We start from the raw sequence: 16,638 nt of genomic DNA on the forward strand, positions 1-16,638 counted from the left end.
CGCCAGCACGCCGTCGCCTCCCGCCCTCCACGGGCCGGGTGGCCACCCCCGAAAGGTCTCCACCATGCCCCTGGCCCTGCTCGCCCTCGCTGTGAGCGCCTTCGGCATCGGCACCACCGAGTTCGTGATGATGGGCCTGCTGCCCAACGTCGCGGACGATCTGGGAACGTCCGTCCCCACCGCCGGTTATCTCGTCTCGGCGTACGCGATCGGCGTCGTCCTCGGTGCCCCCCTCCTCACCGGTCTCGGCTCGCGGATCCCGCGCAAGCGGATGCTCCTGCTGCTGATGGCCGTCTTCACCGTCGGCAACGCCGCCTCCGCCTTCGCACCCGGCTTCGGGTGGCTCATGGCCGGCCGCTTCCTGGCAGGGCTGCCGCACGGGGCCTTCTTCGGCGTCGGTGCCGTCGTCGCCGCCCGCCTCGTGCCGGACGGGCGGCAGGCACGCGCCGTCGCCACGATGTTCCTCGGGCTCACCGTCGCCAACATCATCGGTGTGCCGGCGGCGACGCTGCTCGGACAGCACCTCGGCTGGCGCGCCACCTTCCTGGTGGTCGCGGTCATCGGCCTCGTCGCCATGGCGGCCCTCGCCCGTCTCGTCCCGCAGATCCCCGTCGAGGCGCATCAGAACGTCCGCCGCGAGCTCAGTGCCCTGGGCAACCGGCAGGTGCTGCTCGGCCTGCTCACCGCCGTCCTCGGCTTCGCGGGTGTCTTCGCCGTGTACTCCTACCTCTCCTCCATGACGACCGAGGCGATGGGCTTCGGCGAGTCCTCGGTCACGCTGGTGCTCGCGCTCTTCGGCATCGGGATGACCCTGGGCGCCCTCGCGGCCGGACCGCTGACCGACAGGGCGCTGCGGCCCACCCTCTACGGCTCGCTGGCGGCCCTCGCCGTCGTCCTCGTCGTCTTCCCCTTCGCGGCCCACGTGCAGTGGGCGGCGCTGGTCATGGTGGTCCTGCTCGGCGGCATCGGCTTCATGACCACCACGCCGCTGCAGATGCTCGTGATGAACAAGGCCAAGGACGCGCCCACGCTCGCCTCCGCCTCCAACCACTCGGCCTTCAACCTCGCCAACGCGGGCGGGGCCTGGCTCGGCGGTGTGGCCATCGCGGCGGGCTGGGGCTGGACGTCCCCGGCCTTCGTCGGCGCCGTCCTGGCGGTCGCCGGCCTGGGGGTCGCGGCCACGGCCGGCTTCCTGGACCGCACACCCGGCGCGTCCCGTGTGGTCGCCTCCGGTGCCTTCGCCGGGGAGGCGGGGAAGACCGCGGTGCGCGAGCAGGCCGGCTCCTCCGGGTCCTGAGAGCCTGCCGGGTGACCTCTGATCGGGCGGTCACGCCGACAGGCTCTCACGCGTCGCCACGTGTGGGCGCCCCTGTGCTGTCCGGCCCTCGGGGCCGATCGGGACCGAGGGCGGCCGCCGCGTCAGACCGACTCGCGCCACTGGTTGGTGATCGGGAGCCTGCGGTCCTTGCCGAAGCCCTTCGGTGAGATCTTCGTGCCCGGCGGGTACTGACGGCGCTTGTACTCGGCCGTGTCCACCATGCGCAGCGTCCTCGTCACCAGGGCGTCGTCGAAGCCGGCCGCCACGATCGCGTCCCTGCCCTGGTCCCGGTCGACGTACATCTCCAGGATCCGGTCCAGCACGTCGTAGTCGGGCAGCGAGTCCGTGTCCACCTGGCCCGGGCGCAGTTCGGCGCTCGGCGGCTTGGTGATCGAGGCCTCCGGGATCGGCGGGACCTGTCCGCGTTCCTCGGCGGCCCGGTTGCGCCACCGGGCCAGGCGGAAGACCGACGTCTTGTACACGTCCTTGATCGGCCCGTAGGCGCCGACCGAGTCCCCGTACAGGGTGGAGTAACCCACCGCCAGCTCGGACTTGTTGCCCGGGGCCAGCACGATGTGGCCCTCCTGGTTCGACAGGGCCATCAGCATCGTGCCGCGCAGCCGGGACTGCAGGTTCTCCTCGGCCAGCCCGGTGAGCGCCAGCGAGCCCATGTACGCGTCGAACATCGGCTCGATCGGGACGGTGCGGAAGTTCAGCCCCGTGCGCCGGGCCAGTTCGGCGGCGTCGCCCTTGGAGTGCTCCGAGGAGTACTTCGACGGCATCGAGACGCCGTACACGTGCGCGGCGCCCAGCGCGTCGCAGGCGATGGCCGCGACCAGTGCCGAGTCGATGCCGCCGGAGAGCCCGATCAGCACACTGCTGAAACCGTTCTTCGCGGCGTACGCGCGCAGCCCCACCACCAGGGCCGAGTAGAGCTCCTCGTCGTCGTCCAGCCGCTCCGCGCGGCCGCCCGTCAGCTCGGGCTCGTAGGCGGGGAGCGGATCCTCGCTCAGCACCACGTGGTCGATCCGCAGCCCGTCGTCGACGCTCCCCGACGGCGCCACGGCCGACGCGGCGGGCAGATCCAGGTCCAGGATCACGCTTCCCTCGGCGAACTGGGGCGCGCGGGCGATGACTTCACCATCCTTGTCGACCACGATCGAGTCGCCGTCGAAGACAAGCTCGTCCTGACCGCCGATCATCGCGAGGTACGCCGTCGTGCAGCCCGCCTCCCGGGCGCGCCTGCGGACCAGTTCGAGCCGCGTGTCGTCCTTGTCCCGCTCGTACGGTGAGGCGTTGACGGACAGCAGCAGCCCGGCACCGGCCGCGCGTGCGGCCGGGACGCGCCCGCCGTTCTGCCAGAGGTCCTCGCAGATCGCCAGGGCCACGTCGATGCCGTGGACCCGTACGACGGGCATCGAGTCGCCGGGCACGAAGTACCGGAACTCGTCGAACACGCCGTAGTTGGGGAGGTGGTGCTTGGCGAAGTTCAGCGCGACCCTGCCGCGGTGCAGCACCGCGGCGGCGTTGCGCGGGGACCCCGCGGGCTGCCCGTACCGCGCGGCGGTGTGCTCCGAGCGGTCCAGGTAGCCGACGACGACCGGCAGTTCGCCGAAGCCCTCGCCGGCGAGGCGGGAGGCCAGCGCGCGCAGCGCCTCCCGCGACGCCTCGACGAAGGACGAGCGCAGGGCCAGGTCCTCGACGGGGTAGCCGGTCAGCGCCATCTCGGGGAACGCCACGAGGTGGGCGCCCTGCTCGGCGGCGTGCCGGGTCCAGTGGACGATCGACTCGGAGTTGCCGGAGATGTCACCGACGGTCGCGTCGATCTGGTTCAGTGCGAGACGTAGTTGAGGCACGGAACCAGTGTAATCGTCTGACTGACGCGATGTCCTGGCGAGCCGCCGTCCGCCCGCCCTGTGCCGCGCGCGGCGGGCGCCGTCACGCGGGGCTCAGCGGAGGTAGCCGAGCACCGTCATCATGCCCGCCTCCGCGTGGTACACGTTGTGGCAGTGCAGCATCCACAGGCCGGGGTTGTCGGCGTCCAGGTCCACCGTCAGCGACCGGCCGGGGAGGACCGCCGCGGTGTCCTTGCGAGCGCCGAGGGCCGTACCCGCCAGCGCGAACGTGTGGCCGTGCAGATGGATCGGGTGCCACATCGAGGTGCGGTTGGTGAAGACCAGCCGCACGCGCTCCCCGGCCTTGACGGGCTGCCGCACGGCCGGGGAGTAGGGCTTGCCGTCGAAGCCCCAGTCGTACGCGTCCATGGAGCCCGTCAGCGTCATGCGCACGGTCCGGTCGGGTTCGCGGGCCGCCAGGGCCACCGACTCGTCCGCGACCAGCCGGTCGGCGGTGACGAGCTCGCCGTCCAGCTCGGAGGGCCGGGCGTCGGCGGGCGGGAGGTCTCCCGACGCCGTCCTCAGCACGGCCAGCGCCTGCGCGTCCTTGCCCTCGGCGAGCGCGGTGAGCGGGAACACCCCGTCCCCGGCCGTGACCAGCACGTCGTACCGCTCGCCCATCGCCAGCAGCAGGGTGTCGGTCTCGGTGTGCCGCACGGGGTAGCCGTCCGTGTGCGTCACGGTCATCCGGTGGCCGCCGAGCGCCAGCCGGAACGCCGTGTCCCCGCCGGCGTTGATGACGCGCAGCCGGATGCGGTCCCCGGGCTTGGCCTCGAAGACCGAAGGGTCGCTCGCCCTGCGTCCGTTGACGAGGTAGTGCGGGTACGCGACGTCGCCGGCGTGCCCGCCGAGCAGATCGCTGCTCGCGCCCACCATGAGCCGTGAGGGGGCGTCGCCGTCGGCGGCCGCCCTGTGCCGACGGCCCGACTTCGTCGTGTGGCCCGCGGCGTCGTGGCTGCTGCCCCGGCCCTTGGTCAGCTCGTCGAGGACCGCGTCGGGGGTGGAACCCTCCACCCCGTCGAGCCAGTCGTCGAGGACGACAACCCACTCCTTGTCGTAGGCGAGCGGTTCCTTCGGGTCCTCGACGATCAGGGGTGCGTACAGCCCGCGGTCGAGCTGGACGCCCGAGTGCGGGTGGATCCAGTGCGTACCCGGGTGGGAGACCGCGAAGCGGTAGGTGAACTCGGTGCCGGGCTCGATCGCCTTCTGGGTCAGGCCGGGGACGCCGTCCATGTCGTTGCGCAGCGCGAGACCGTGCCAGTGCATCGAGGTCGACTGCGTCAGCTGGTTGGCGAGGGTGAGTTCGAGGTGGTCGCCCGCGGTGACCCGGACGGCCTGGCCGGGCAGCCGGTCGCCGTAGGACCAGGTGGGGACGGTGAGGCCGTCGCCCAGCTCCAGGCTGGAGGCGGTGGCGGTGAGCGAGACCTTCCGCAGTGGGCCGGTGCCCCGCTTGGCCTCGGCGTCCGCGACCTCCGGGCCGTCGGGGGCGACGTAGGTGTCGGCGGCCCGCGCGGGCGCGGTGGTGCGGCGCGGGGCGGCGTAGGACCGGGTGGCGAGGGCTGCCGTGCCCGCCAGGGCGAGGCTGGAGCCGAGTACGGTGCGGCGACTGGGCATTTCAGACATATTGCGCACCGTACCCCCGTCGGGTATAGGGACGGCGCCCCGACACCCGAGCGGCCCGGGACCCCTCGCGGAGGGCGGGGGAACCGGGCCGGGACGCGACGGGAACTCAGGAGCCGGCGTAGACCTTCTCGGCCCAGCCGGCGATCTGCTCGTCGGAGAGGTGCCGGGCCAGATCGGCCTCGCTGATCATCCCGATGAGCTTCTTGCCCTCGATGACCGGGAGGCGGCGGATGCGGTGGCTCTGCATCTCGTCGAGCACGGCGTCGACACCGGCGCCCGCGTCGATCCAGCGGGGCGTGCCGTCGCAGAGTTCGGCCGCCGTCACCTCCGCCGGGTCGTGCCCCGACGCCACGCACTTCGTCACGATGTCGCGGTCGGTGATGATCCCGACCATCCTGTCCTGCTCGCCGTTGGCCGAGACGGGAAGCGCGCCCACGTCGTGGTCGCGCATCATCTGCGCCGCGCGGTCCAGCGTCTCGTGGGCGGGGATCCAGTGGGTCCCGCTGCTCATGATGTCCTTGGCGGTGGTCATGTGATTCCTCCCGCGTGCCGGTGGGCATGCCGTACGACCCCGAGCCACCACCATTGTGGTGGGCCCGCCCGGCGCACGCGACCGCTGGCGGATCACCCGGCCGGGTGTACGCCACGGACGTGTACGGCCCTGGAGCGCGTCCTGGGCCGCGGACGTCCCGGCCCTTCCCGGGGACGCGGCCGTGGGTCCGGGGTGCACCCCCACGCATCACGTGCGGGGCGCGGCCCCTCGCTCCTCGAGCATGTCCGCCATCAGATCGAGTTCGGACCGCTGAGCCTCCACCATGCCCCGGGCGAGCCGCTTCTCCGCCGGAACCGTGCACCGGTCGGCACAGCCCTCGGCCATGGCCACGCCCCCCTTGTGGTGGTCGGTCATCAACTGCAGGAACAGGATCTCGGCCCTCCGGCCGCCGGTCTCACCCAGCTGCTTCAGCTCGGTCCTTGTGGCCATCCCGGGCATCAGGGCCCCGTCGCGTTCCGTGCCGACGGCAGCCTGCGTGTCCGCCGTGCCGTGCGTGCCCGCCCCGCCGTGGCCGCCGCCACCGTGCCCGGCGCCGTCGTGGCCGCCGGACATCCAGGCCATCGGGGCCGCGCCGTCCGGGGCAGTCTTGGGAAGCTCCCACAGGTCCAGCCAGCCCAGCAGCATGCCCCGCTGATTGGCCTGCGTGTTGGCGATGTCGTACGCGAGACGCCGTACGTCCTCGTCACCGGTCATGTCCCGGACGATGAAGGACATCTCCACGGCCTGCTGGTGGTGGACGGCCATGTCCCGGGCGAAGCCCGCGTCCGCCGAGTCCGCGGCGGGCGTACGGGACGAGGGCGCCGACCCGTCGCCCCGTGCGGAGGCGACCGTCGCCGCTCCGGCGAACAGCAGGGCGAGGCCCACGGCGGAACCCGCCGCCCACCGGACACGACGGGTGAGCGAGGGGCTCACCCGTCGACCCCGCCGGTGCAGGGAGCTCCAGGCTCAGGTGTCTGGGCGCCCTGGACGTACTTCGCGAAGAACCGTGCCACCCGGGGGTCGTCCGCGCTGTCCACCGTGACCTGCTTGCCCCAGGCGCTGAGCATGATCGCCCCCGCCTGTCCCTCGTACGGGGACATCAGGGAGTAGGGGGTGCTCCTGACACGCGACGCGAGCTTGCCGACGTCGTCGCCGGACGCCTTGTCGGTGTGCGTCACCCAGACCGCACCGTGCTCCAGCGCGTGCACGGCGTTGACGTCCGGGACGGCCTTTTCGTATACGACGCCGTCGCAGTTCAGCCAGGCCGGGCTGTGGTCCCCGCCGACGGGCGGCTCCATCGGGTACGTCACCTCGGTCGTCACGTGGTTGCGGGTCAGCTTCTTCGCGTCCCACGTCTTCTCGCCCGCGATCGGCTCGGCGGCGAGGTCCTTCCCGTCCTGCTCGGTCTGCTTGGAGTCCTGGGCCCGGCTCTCCCCGTTCCGCTCCTTCGCCTCCGACTTCTCCAGCACCATGTACGACCCGAAACCGACCAGACCTGCCACGACCACGGCACTCACGCCTATGGCGAAGACCCTCTTGCGGCGGTCACGCGCACGGTCGGCACTGCGCATCTGCTCCATGCGGGTCCTGCGGTCGAAGCTCATGTCGTCGGGTCCTTCTGCCAAGGGGTCGGGAGGGACGGGTGGCCGAGCGGGGAATCCGGTGCGCGCGGGGCCGCGGGGAGACCCTCCGGGCCCTTGCACACCATGGGCGCCGATCGTAGTGGGTGGTCGCGTGCTCTCTCTCACACCGTGTGCGTAATGTGGGTGAAATCCGGGGTCGTGATACTGAGGTGTCCCCCTACCCCCGGCGGTGGTGAACGGACCGTCTGAACTGCAAGGATGTGGCTATGGACAAGCAGCAGGAATTCGTCCTCAGGACGCTTGAGGAGCGTGACATCCGCTTCGTACGGCTGTGGTTCACCGACGTTCTCGGTTACCTCAAGTCCGTCGCCGTGGCCCCGGCCGAGCTGGAGCAGGCCTTCGACGAGGGCATCGGCTTCGACGGCTCGGCCATCGAGGGCTTCGCCCGTGTATACGAATCGGACATGATCGCGAAGCCGGACCCCGGCACGTTCCAGATCCTCCCGTGGCGCGCGGAGGCTCCCGGGACGGCGCGGATGTTCTGCGACATCCTGATGCCGGACGGTTCGCCTTCCTTCGCCGACCCGCGCTACGTCCTCAAGCGCATCCTCGCCAAGACCTCCGACCTGGGCTTCACCTTCTACACGCACCCGGAGATCGAGTTCTTCCTGCTGAAGAACAAGCCGGTCGACGGCAGCCGCCCGACCCCGGCCGACAGCTCCGGCTACTTCGACCACACCCCGCAGAACGTCGGCATGGACTTCCGCCGCCAGGCGATCACCATGCTCGAATCCATGGGCATCTCGGTCGAGTTCAGCCACCACGAGGGCGCCCCCGGACAGCAGGAGATCGACCTGCGGTACGCGGACGCGCTGTCCACCGCCGACAACATCATGACGTTCCGCCTCGTCATGAAGCAGGTCGCGCTGGAACAGGGCGTGCAGGCGACCTTCATGCCGAAGCCCTTCTCGGAATACCCGGGCTCCGGCATGCACACCCACCTCTCCCTCTTCGAGGGCGACCGCAACGCCTTCTACGAGTCGGGTGCCGAGTACCAGCTCTCCAAGGTCGGCCGCTCCTTCATCGCCGGGCTGCTCAAGCACGCCGCCGAGATCTCCGCCGTGACGAACCAGTGGGTCAACTCCTACAAGCGCATCTGGGGCGGCTCCTCCCGCTCGGCGGGCGCCGGTGGCGAGGCCCCCTCGTACATCTGCTGGGGCCACAACAACCGCTCCGCGCTGATCCGCGTCCCGATGTACAAGCCCGGCAAGACCGGATCGGCCCGTGTCGAGGTTCGCTCCATCGACTCCGGCGCCAACCCGTACCTGACGTACGCCGTTCTGCTCGCGGCGGGCCTCAAGGGCATCGAGGAGGGCTACGAACTCCCGGCCGGCGCCGACGACGACGTCTGGGCCCTGTCCGACTCGGAGCGCCGCGCGATGGGCATCGAGCCGCTCCCGCAGAACCTGGGCGAGGCGATCTCGCTGATGGAGAAGAGCGAGCTGGTCGCCGAGACCCTGGGCGAGCACGTCTTCGACTTCTTCCTGCGCAACAAGAAGCAGGAGTGGGAGGAGTACCGCAGCGAGGTCACGGCCTTCGAGCTGAAGAACCTGCTGCCGGTGCTGTAACGGCAGGTCAGCGCCGGTAGAGCGCTTCGACGTGGCTTCGGGCCGACGGTGCGAATCCGTCGGCCCGAAGCCGTCTCCCGCTTCCCGTCCGGTCGCCTCTAACGGGCGTTCATGAACTCAGCCGGTTTCAGGGCGCGTTCGTTGATCCGGACGTCGCCGATCCAGCCGTGCAGAAGCTGGTCGAGCTTGCCTCCGTACTCGTAGCCCCCGAGCAGCCAAGGCAGTCCGAGACTGGTGAGGCCGGAGTTGCGGGTGGAGGGGTTGCGGGCCACGGGGCAGCCGTCGACGTACATGACGGTGTGGCGCCCGTCGTTGACGACGGCGACGTGCCACCAGGTGTCGAGCGGCAGCGAGTGGCCCCAGTTGCTGACCGATTCGTCGAGGTCCTGCGGGTATACACACCACTGGAGCTCGCGGCCACCGGAGAGGCTGAGCGTCGCGACGGGTTCGTCGGGGTCGTTCTTGAGCTTGCCCGCCTCACGGGCCAGACCCCAGCGGCTGATGAGCGCGGCCCAGCCGTTGCGGCCGTCCTCCCAGTCCCCGGGGAGCTTGAAGAACGCCTCGAAGGTGTAACCGGACCGGAAGGTCGCCGAGTTCAGCGGGGCATGGTCACCGGTGATGAGGTGTGCCCCGCGCAGCGGGGTCTTGTCGCCGGCGAAGTACAGACTTGCGTGGCCGGGCTGGTCGGGATGGTGCTCGGCGGACCACGTGAGGGCGGTCGCCGGGTCGGAGCCGGGGGCGACGACCTTGGTGAGGTCGTTGCCGCGCCCGGTCAGGTCGCGGACCCTGCCGGTGTCGTGGGAGGCGTCGAAGCGCCAGTACGCGACCGTGCCGGGGATCAGCATCCGCGAGGCCGGGCGGGAGGGGCGTGCCCGGACCGGGGCGAAGCCGGCGAAGCGCTCGGCGAAGTCGATGTCGACGGCGAAGCGGTCCTGCGGGCCGGTCAGTTCGACCTCCTCACGCTCCAGTGCGTTCAGGCCCTCGCCGACGCGTCCCAGGATCCAGGGGGAGAGGGTCTCGACGTCGATGGTGTTGCGGGCCAGGTCGAAACGGTAGAGGCGGATCATCGCGGCGCCGCCGTAGTAGCGGTCCTGGTAGTTCGTGATGTGCAGGTGGGTGTCATGGCCCGCCGCGTTCGCCCGGGTGGTGCGTGCGGGCGGCCAGTAGTGCCCGTTCAGGGTGAGGAAGATCTGGTCCGTGCTGTTGATCAGCTCGTCCCACAGCTCCTGGCCGTGCTCGGAGAGCTGGGCCTCGTCGCCGTAGGTGTCCGCGTAGACGAGTTCGTGGGTGGTGAGGATCACCGGCGTGCCGGGGTGCTTGGCGATGACGTCCTTGGCCCAGGCGATGGTGCCCGGCGACGGCCGCCAGTCCAGGGAGAGCACCATCCACTCGCGGCCGGCCGCCCGGAACAGGTGGTACGTGTTGTAGCCCCCCGGGCTGGCGCCGCCGAAGGTGGGCGCGTGACGGAAGCGGTGCGGGCCGAAGACGTCCAGATAGGGCGAGTCGCCCCGGGTGTCGTCGGTGGAGGAGCCGATGTCGTGGTTGCCCGCGACGACGCTGTAGGGGACACCCTTGCGGTCCAGGACGCGGAACGCCTTGTCCACGGCCGCGAATTCCCCCGCCTGGCCGTTCTGGGTGATGTCACCGAGATGAGCCAGGAAGACGATGTTCTCGTCCTCGGCCTGTTCCAGGAGGTACCGGAACGTCGCCTCGACGGGGGCCGGGTGGATGCTCGCGCCGTCGAAGAGGAACTGCGTGTCCGGCATCACGACCATGGTGAACCGCGAGGCGTCGGTGTCAGGGTGCCAAGGGCCGTCGTTCCCCTTGGCCTCGGCGGCCGTTGCCGTCGGTGCCGTCGCGGCCAGCCCCGCGACGGCGGCCCCCGCGAGTCCCGCGCCCACGAGCATGGACCGACGGCTCAAGCGGAGCTGAGGTCCGTCCGGTATGTGGTGTGTGTCGCACATGGTGATCCCGCTTCATGAACAATCCGGCAATGTCGGTCGGACGCTACGTGCGGCGGGCGAGCCCCGGCTCAATGACGGGAGAAGGGTGGGTGAACGGCGCAAGACGCATGTTTCGGACGCATCCTCCGCCGTGCTGCCGGGCGTGCAAAGGCCGTGGCGGGGGGCTTGGGTGTCCCGGGCCGTGGTCAGAAAGACGTGGTCCGGGAGGGTGGTGCGGCCGGGTGCGGCTGATTCACCGTCATGAGGCCGTCAGAGTACGTCGGGGCGGAAGTCCCGGCCCATCTCGTCGAGGATCTCGTCGATGACCTCGCCGGGCTCCCGGGCCAGGTCCTCCTCGATCCACATGCGCATCGCGATCCGCAGCGAGGAGAGGAAGGCGGCCGCCAGGACCCTCGGACGCACCGGACCGCCGCCGGGGCCTCGGCGTGCGGCTATGGCGTCCGCCAGGTCCCGCTCCAGCGCCGCGTGGTTGGCGAGCTGGCGGGCGAGGAGCGAGGGGTGGCCCATGGCCAGCCTCGTGCGGACGGCCCATTCGCGCTCCGGGGGAGCGACGTGTTCGGAGAACTCCGCCACCGCCGCCCTGAGCGCGGTCCAGGCGGGTTCGTCCGCGGGGCGTTCGCGGACGGCCCGGACCAGTGAGCCGATCTGCTGCTCCTCGCCGTAGAGGAGGGCGTCCTCCTTGTTGGTGAAGTAGTTGGAGAAGGTCCTGCGGGAGATGCCGGCCGCGTCCGCGACCGCCTCCACCGTCACGTGATCGAAGCCGTGCTCGACGGTCAGGCGCAGTGTCGCCTCGTGCACGGCCTGCCGGGTGGCCGCCTTCTTGCGTTCCCGTAGTCCCACAGAGCTCTCCATGGGGCCATTATCTCCGGCGCCCCACACATTGCGCAGTGGGCAAAATCGCTCCGTGCGCATGCCCGTACCGGCCGATGAGCGCCGCCGGTACGGGGCACCGCCGTGTCCGGGGTCGGGTAGTCTGACCCCTCCCGAGACCGGGACCGACCAAGGAGGTGAGACCCATCAACGCTGTCGCAGGACGGGTGCTCGCCTCTCGTCGTCGCCGGCCCGACAGGGTCTGAGCGGCCGCGGAGCGCCCATCGGTTTTCCCCGAAAGGCTCCGCCCCATGCAGGAATTCCCGCCACCGCTCGCCCTCTCCGCCATCGTCACCACACTGCGTGCCGCCGGCTGCGTGTTCGCCGAGGACGAGGCGGCACTCCTTTGCTCCACGGCCGACGGACCCACCGAGCTCGCGGCCATGGTCGACCGCCGTGCGGCCGGCCTGCCGCTCGAACACGTCCTCGGCTGGGCCGAGTTCTGCGGGCTGCGGATCGCGGTGGATCCCGGGGTCTTCGTGCCCCGGCGGCGCACCGAGTTCCTCGTCCGCCAGGCCGCCGCCCTCGCTCCCGAGCGGGCGGTCGTCGTCGACCTGTGCTGCGGTTCGGGCGCGCTGGGCGCCGCCCTGACCGCCTCGCTGTCCGGGGCCGAACTGCACGCCGCCGACGTCGAACCCGCCGCGGTGCGCTGCGCGCGCCGCAACGTCGGCGACCGCGGGACGGTCCACGAGGGCGACCTCTTCGCGCCCCTGCCGCGTACTCTGCGCGGTCGCGTCGACGTACTCCTCGCCAACGTCCCGTACGTGCCGACGGGTGACGTGGCGCTGCTGCCCCCGGAGGCACGCATCCACGAGCCGCGCGTCGCGCTCGACGGCGGCGGTGACGGGCTCGACGTCATGAGGCGGGTGGCCGCGGAGGCGGCGGGCTGGCTCGCCCCGGGAGGCAGCCTGCTGGTCGAGGCCAGTGAGCGGCAGGCGGCGCGCGCCGAGGAGGCGCTGGGCGGCGGCGGGCTGATCCCCCGTGTCGTCGTCTCCGACGAGCTGTACGCCACCGTCGTCATCGGGACGCGGCCGCGGTAGCCGACCCCGGGGGAGGCGCGGAGGGAGCCGGGGCTCCGCCCCCTCTCCGTATTCACCTGCGCAGGGCTAGGCTCGAAGGGCGCATATGTGAGGTCGGCTGGCAGGAGAACACGGAATGACGACGGTGCCGGGACGCAGAAGCAGCACGTTCACCAGGCTGCTGCGGCACGGTTTCACCGATCCGTCCGCCGCCGAGAGGCTGCTGGATCTGCCCGAGCTGTCGTCCGTCCGGGCCGATCCGGTCCTCTTCGACGCGCTCGGGGCGACCGCGGACCCCGATCTGGCGCTGAACAGCCTGGTACGGCTCGTGGAGGCCGAGGAGCCCGCTGAGCGGCAGGTCCTCCTCGACACCCTCGTCACGGCCAAACCGCTGCGGGACCGGCTCCTGGGCGCGCTCGGCGCCTCTGAGGCGCTCGGGGACCATCTGGCACGGCACCCGCACGACTGGCACGCGCTCGTCACGTACGAGGCCACCGATCTGCACCCCGGAGTCCCCGAGTTCGAACGCATGCTCGATGACGTGGTGGATCCGGACGGGCTGCGGGTCGCCTACCGCAGGTCCCTCCTGTCCATCGCGGCCCGCGACGTGTGCGGGACGACGGACGTCGCCCAGGTCGCCGCCGAGCTGGCCGACCTCGCGACGGCCACCCTGCGGGCGGCACTCGCCCTGGCCTGCGCCGCGGCCCCCGCCGACGCCGCGCAGTGCCGGCTCGCCGTCATCGCGATGGGAAAGTGCGGAGGACACGAGCTGAACTACGTGTCCGACGTCGACGTGATCTTCGTGGGCGAACCCGCCCCGGGGGCGGAGGAGAGCGGCGCCATCCAGGCCGCCACCCGCCTCGCCGCCCACATGATGCGCGTCTGCTCCGACACCACCGTCGAAGGCACCATCTGGCCCGTGGACGCCAACCTCCGCCCGGAGGGCCGCAACGGACCTCTGGTGCGGACCCTGTCCTCCCATCTCGCCTACTACCAGCGCTGGGCCAAGACGTGGGAGTTCCAGGCCCTGCTGAAGGCCCGCCCGGTGGCCGGCGACCCCGACCTCGGGGCGGAGTACGTCGCCGCCGTGTCGCCGCTGGTGTGGCAGGCCGCGGAACGGGAGAACTTCGTCGGCGACGTGCAGAAGATGCGCCGCCGCGTCGTCGACAACATCCCCGTCGACCGGATCGACCGTGAGCTCAAGCTCGGCCCCGGCGGGCTCCGGGACGTCGAGTTCGCCGTACAGCTCCTGCAGCTCGTCCACGGCCGCAGCGACAGCACCCTGCACTCCGGGTCCACGCTGGAGGCCTTGCGCGCCCTCGCGGACGGCGGCTACGTCGGCAGGGCCGACGCCGCCCAGCTGGACGAGGCCTACCGCTTCCTGCGTGCCATGGAGCACCGCATCCAGCTCTACCGGCTGCGCCGCACGCACCTGGTCCCCGAGGACGAGGCCGACCTGCGGCGGCTCGGGCGCTCGCTCGGGCTGCGTACGGACCCGGTCGCCGAACTCAACAGGGCGTGGCGCCGGCACGCGTCCGTGGTGCGGCGGCTGCACGAGAAGCTCTTCTACCGGCCGCTCCTGGACGCGGTCGCCCAGCTCGCCCCCGGCGAGAGCAGGCTCAGCCCCAAGGCCGCCGTCGTACGCCTCGAAGCCCTCGGTTACGCCGACCCCGCCGCCGCGCTCCGGCACCTGGAGGCTCTGTCGTCCGGGGTGTCCCGCAAGGCGGCCATCCAGCGCACGCTGCTGCCGGTGCTGCTCGGCTGGTTCGCGGACTCGGCCGACCCCGACGCGGGACTTCTCGGCTTCCGGCAGGTCTCCGACGCGCTCGGCAAGACCCCCTGGTACCTCCGCCTCCTGCGGGACGAGGGCGCCGCCGCCGAGAACCTCGCCCGGGTGCTGTCCGCCGGGCGGCTCGCCCCCGACCTGCTCATGCGCGCCCCGGAGGCCGTGGCCATCCTCGGCGACCCCGAAGGGCTCCGGCCGCGCCGCCGGGAACACCTGGAGCAGGAGGTGCTCGCCGCGGTCGGCCGGGCACAGGGCGCCGAAGCGGCGGTCGCGGTGGCACGAGGGGTGCGGCGGCGGGAGCTGTTCCGCACGACGGCGGCCGACATCATCGGCTCCTACGGCACCGAGGACAACCCGGCGGAACCCGATCCCGGCGCGCTCGTGGACCGGGTCGGCTCCGCGGTCACCGATCTGAACGCCGCCACGCTCTCCGGAGCCCTGCGCGCCGCGGTGCGCGCCCGGTGGGGGGACACCCTGCCGACCCGGTTCGCCGTCATCGGGATGGGCCGTTTCGGCGGCCACGAACTGGGTTACGGCTCCGACGCCGACGTCCTGTTCGTGCACCAGCCCCGGGAAGGGGTCGCCGACGAGGAGGCGATGCGGGCAGCCAACACCGTCATCACCGAGATGCGCAGGCTGCTGGAGCTGCCGACCGCCGATCCGCCGCTGCTCATCGACGCGGACCTCCGCCCGGAGGGCAAGAGCGGCCCCCTGGTACGCACCCTGAAGTCGTACGCGGCGTACTACCGGCGGTGGGCGCTGGTCTGGGAGAGCCAGGCGCTTCTCCGTGCCGAGCCGATGGCAGGTGACGCGGATCTGGGCCGGGCCTTCGTGGAGCTGATCGACCCGCTGAGGTACCCGGTGGAGGGCCTCGGGGACGACGCCGTGCGCGAGATCCGGCGGCTCAAGGCGCGGATGGAGTCCGAACGGATGCCGCGCGGGGCCGATCCGACGCTCCACACCAAGCTGGGGCGGGGCGGGCTGAGCGACGTCGAGTGGACGGTGCAGCTCATGCAGATGCAGCACGGCTGGGCCGAGCCCGGACTGCGGACCACGCGTACCCGGGAGGCCCTCGCCGCGGCGTGCGCGGCCGGCCTGATCCCGGCCGAGGAGGCGCAGACGCTGGACGAGGCATGGGTCCTCGCCTCACGGGTGCGCAACGCGGTGATGCTGGTGCGGGGGCGGCCGGGCGACACCTTCCCCTCGAACCCGCGCGAACTGACCGCAGTGGGGCGCTACCTCGGGTACGAGCCGGGGCACGTAGGGGACATGCTGGACGACTACCGGCGGATCACCCGGCGGGCACGGGCCGTGGTCGAGGAGAGGTTCTACGGCGCGGCAGGCTGAGAGGCCCCGGCCAGCGGGCCGGGGCGGGCCGACGCACTCAGTGCCCGAAAGGGGCAGGAAACGGGTCAGGCCTTCTCGGCGGCGCTCGACGCGGTCGCGCGCGGACGCACGCGCGGTCCGGGATTCCGGCGCACCGCGCGCAGCCGTCCGGCGCGGGCGGCGACCTGTTTCGGAAGGCGGTGCGGCAGCGTTCCGTACCAGGCGTACGAGACGGCGAGGCCGAAGCTCAGGCACACCATGCCGCCCACCGCGTCCAGCCAGAAGTGGTTGGCGGTCGCCACGATCACGACCAGCGTGGCCATGGGGTAGAGCAGGCCCAGGATGCGCGCCCACGGCGCGGACGCCAGGGCGAAGATGGTCAGACCGCACCACAACGACCAGCCGATGTGCATCGACGGCATCGCCGCGTACTGGTTCGACATGTGCTTGAAGTTGCCCGAGGCCATCGAACCCCAGGTCTGATGCAGCACCACGGTGTCGAAGAACCCCCCGCCGCTCATCAGCCGGGGAGGGGCCAGCGGGTAGAGGTAGTAGCCGAGGAGCGCCACCGCCGTGGTCGCGAACAGGACGAGGCGGGTGGCCGCGTAACGGCCGGGATGGCGGCGGAACAGCCAGATGAGCACGCCGATCGTCACGACGAAGTGCAGCGTCGCGTAGTAGTAGTTCATCGACACGATCAGCCATGTCACCGAATTGACGGCGTGGTTGACCGACTCCTCGAAGGCGAGCCCCATGCTGTGCTCGACGGACCAGATCCAGTCGGCGTTCCGCAGGGCCGCGTCCTTCTGCTCGGGCACGGCGTTGCGCACCAGCGAGTACAGCCAGTAACTGACCGCGATCAGCAGGATCTCGAACCAGAGACGCGGACGGCGCGGGGCCCGGAGGGCCGCGAGGGAGAAACGGGTGCGTAGGCGTGACCTGACCGTGCGCGTGGAACCGGACTCCGTCCCTCCGTCCGCGACGGGTGACGGGGTGGCCGCCGTGCGGTCTTCTTGTGTGGTCACGTGCGATTCACCCATAGGCGCAGAGTCTGCCAGATACGTCCCCCTCCGCCCGATGATCCTACGGTCGGC

The 16,638-nt window shown here is 71.5% G+C and carries 12 protein-coding genes; 4 read left to right on the forward strand and 8 right to left on the reverse strand.

Features of this window, described 5'->3' with window-relative positions; translation table 11 throughout:
* The first annotated feature begins 64 nt into the window (after positions 1-64).
* Positions 65-1,297 carry an MFS transporter gene (locus OG206_RS23405; RefSeq protein ID WP_327119208.1) on the forward strand — a complete coding sequence of 411 codons (1,233 nt, stop codon included), beginning with the start codon at positions 65-67 and terminating at the stop codon, positions 1,295-1,297.
* Positions 1,298-1,419: 122 nt separating this feature from the next.
* Here OG206_RS23405 and OG206_RS23410 read toward each other — a convergent pair whose 3' ends face one another.
* The 5 genes from OG206_RS23410 to OG206_RS23430 form a co-directional block, all read right to left on the reverse strand.
* Positions 1,420-3,174 carry an NAD+ synthase gene (locus OG206_RS23410; RefSeq protein WP_327119210.1) on the reverse strand — a complete coding sequence of 585 codons (1,755 nt, stop codon included), beginning with the start codon at positions 3,172-3,174 and terminating at the stop codon, positions 1,420-1,422.
* Between the two features lie 93 nt (positions 3,175-3,267).
* Positions 3,268-4,836 carry a multicopper oxidase family protein gene (locus OG206_RS23415; RefSeq protein ID WP_327119212.1) on the reverse strand — a complete coding sequence of 523 codons (1,569 nt, stop codon included), beginning with the start codon at positions 4,834-4,836 and terminating at the stop codon, positions 3,268-3,270.
* Positions 4,837-4,942: 106 nt separating this feature from the next.
* On the reverse strand, positions 4,943-5,368 hold the full coding sequence (locus OG206_RS23420) for a CBS domain-containing protein (RefSeq protein WP_327119214.1): 426 nt from the start codon (positions 5,366-5,368) through the stop codon (positions 4,943-4,945).
* A 207-nt stretch (positions 5,369-5,575) separates the two neighbouring features.
* Positions 5,576-6,301: a DUF305 domain-containing protein gene (locus tag OG206_RS23425; RefSeq protein WP_327119216.1), complete on the reverse strand. Its 726-nt coding sequence runs from the start codon at positions 6,299-6,301 to the stop codon at positions 5,576-5,578.
* Entirely contained in the window at positions 6,298-6,972 is a 675-nt protein-coding gene (locus OG206_RS23430) for a DUF3105 domain-containing protein (RefSeq protein WP_327119218.1), read from the reverse strand. The genes OG206_RS23425 and OG206_RS23430 overlap by 4 nt, the downstream gene beginning before the upstream one ends.
* Before the next feature lie 245 nt (positions 6,973-7,217).
* On the opposite strand from OG206_RS23430, the gene glnA reads away from it, so the two are divergent.
* Positions 7,218-8,579 (forward strand): type I glutamate--ammonia ligase, encoded by a 1,362-nt coding sequence (gene glnA / locus OG206_RS23435; RefSeq protein WP_327119220.1) that lies wholly within the window; start codon positions 7,218-7,220, stop codon positions 8,577-8,579.
* A gap of 98 nt (positions 8,580-8,677) precedes the next feature.
* Here the strand turns inward: glnA and OG206_RS23440 are convergent, their stop codons facing one another.
* Positions 8,678-10,543, reverse strand: a complete 1,866-nt coding sequence (locus OG206_RS23440; RefSeq protein WP_327119222.1) for a LamG-like jellyroll fold domain-containing protein — start codon at positions 10,541-10,543, stop codon at positions 8,678-8,680.
* A 249-nt stretch (positions 10,544-10,792) separates the two neighbouring features.
* Positions 10,793-11,395 carry an acyl-CoA-like ligand-binding transcription factor gene (locus OG206_RS23445; protein WP_327119224.1) on the reverse strand — a complete coding sequence of 201 codons (603 nt, stop codon included), beginning with the start codon at positions 11,393-11,395 and terminating at the stop codon, positions 10,793-10,795.
* Positions 11,396-11,664: 269 nt separating this feature from the next.
* Here OG206_RS23445 and OG206_RS23450 point away from each other — a divergent pair, with 269 nt between their 5' ends.
* Both OG206_RS23450 and OG206_RS23455 read left to right on the forward strand, forming a co-directional pair.
* A complete protein-coding gene (locus OG206_RS23450) occupies positions 11,665-12,453 on the forward strand; it encodes a putative protein N(5)-glutamine methyltransferase (RefSeq protein WP_327119226.1) in 789 nt (262 codons plus the stop codon).
* Between the two features lie 115 nt (positions 12,454-12,568).
* The gene (locus tag OG206_RS23455) at positions 12,569-15,565 is read left to right on the forward strand and encodes a bifunctional [glutamine synthetase] adenylyltransferase/[glutamine synthetase]-adenylyl-L-tyrosine phosphorylase (protein ID WP_327119228.1); all 2,997 of its coding nucleotides are present in this window, start codon (positions 12,569-12,571) and stop codon (positions 15,563-15,565) included.
* Positions 15,566-15,630: 65 nt separating this feature from the next.
* On the opposite strand, the gene OG206_RS23460 is transcribed toward OG206_RS23455, so the two are convergent.
* Positions 15,631-16,569 carry a phosphatase PAP2 family protein gene (locus OG206_RS23460; RefSeq protein ID WP_442805886.1) on the reverse strand — a complete coding sequence of 313 codons (939 nt, stop codon included), beginning with the start codon at positions 16,567-16,569 and terminating at the stop codon, positions 15,631-15,633.
* Positions 16,570-16,638: the final 69 nt, after the last annotated feature.

Source organism: Streptomyces sp. NBC_01341, from assembly GCF_035946055.1.
In the GTDB taxonomy this organism is placed as follows: domain Bacteria; phylum Actinomycetota; class Actinomycetes; order Streptomycetales; family Streptomycetaceae; genus Streptomyces.

What these genes read in the sequence shown, in the direction of transcription:
- OG206_RS23405 (WP_327119208.1), top strand. Translation starts at nt 65, where the DNA reads ATGCCCCTGGCCCTGCTCGCCCTCGCTGTGAGCGCCTTCGGCATCGGC.
- OG206_RS23415 (WP_327119212.1), bottom strand. Translation starts at nt 4,836, where the DNA reads ATGTCTGAAATGCCCAGTCGCCGCACCGTACTCGGCTCCAGCCTCGCC.
- OG206_RS23420 (WP_327119214.1), bottom strand. Translation starts at nt 5,368, where the DNA reads ATGACCACCGCCAAGGACATCATGAGCAGCGGGACCCACTGGATCCCC.
- OG206_RS23430 (WP_327119218.1), bottom strand. Translation starts at nt 6,972, where the DNA reads ATGAGCTTCGACCGCAGGACCCGCATGGAGCAGATGCGCAGTGCCGAC.
- glnA (WP_327119220.1), top strand. Translation starts at nt 7,218, where the DNA reads ATGGACAAGCAGCAGGAATTCGTCCTCAGGACGCTTGAGGAGCGTGAC.
- OG206_RS23440 (WP_327119222.1), bottom strand. Translation starts at nt 10,543, where the DNA reads ATGTGCGACACACACCACATACCGGACGGACCTCAGCTCCGCTTGAGC.
- OG206_RS23445 (WP_327119224.1), bottom strand. Translation starts at nt 11,395, where the DNA reads ATGGAGAGCTCTGTGGGACTACGGGAACGCAAGAAGGCGGCCACCCGG.
- OG206_RS23450 (WP_327119226.1), top strand. Translation starts at nt 11,665, where the DNA reads ATGCAGGAATTCCCGCCACCGCTCGCCCTCTCCGCCATCGTCACCACA.
- OG206_RS23455 (WP_327119228.1), top strand. Translation starts at nt 12,569, where the DNA reads ATGACGACGGTGCCGGGACGCAGAAGCAGCACGTTCACCAGGCTGCTG.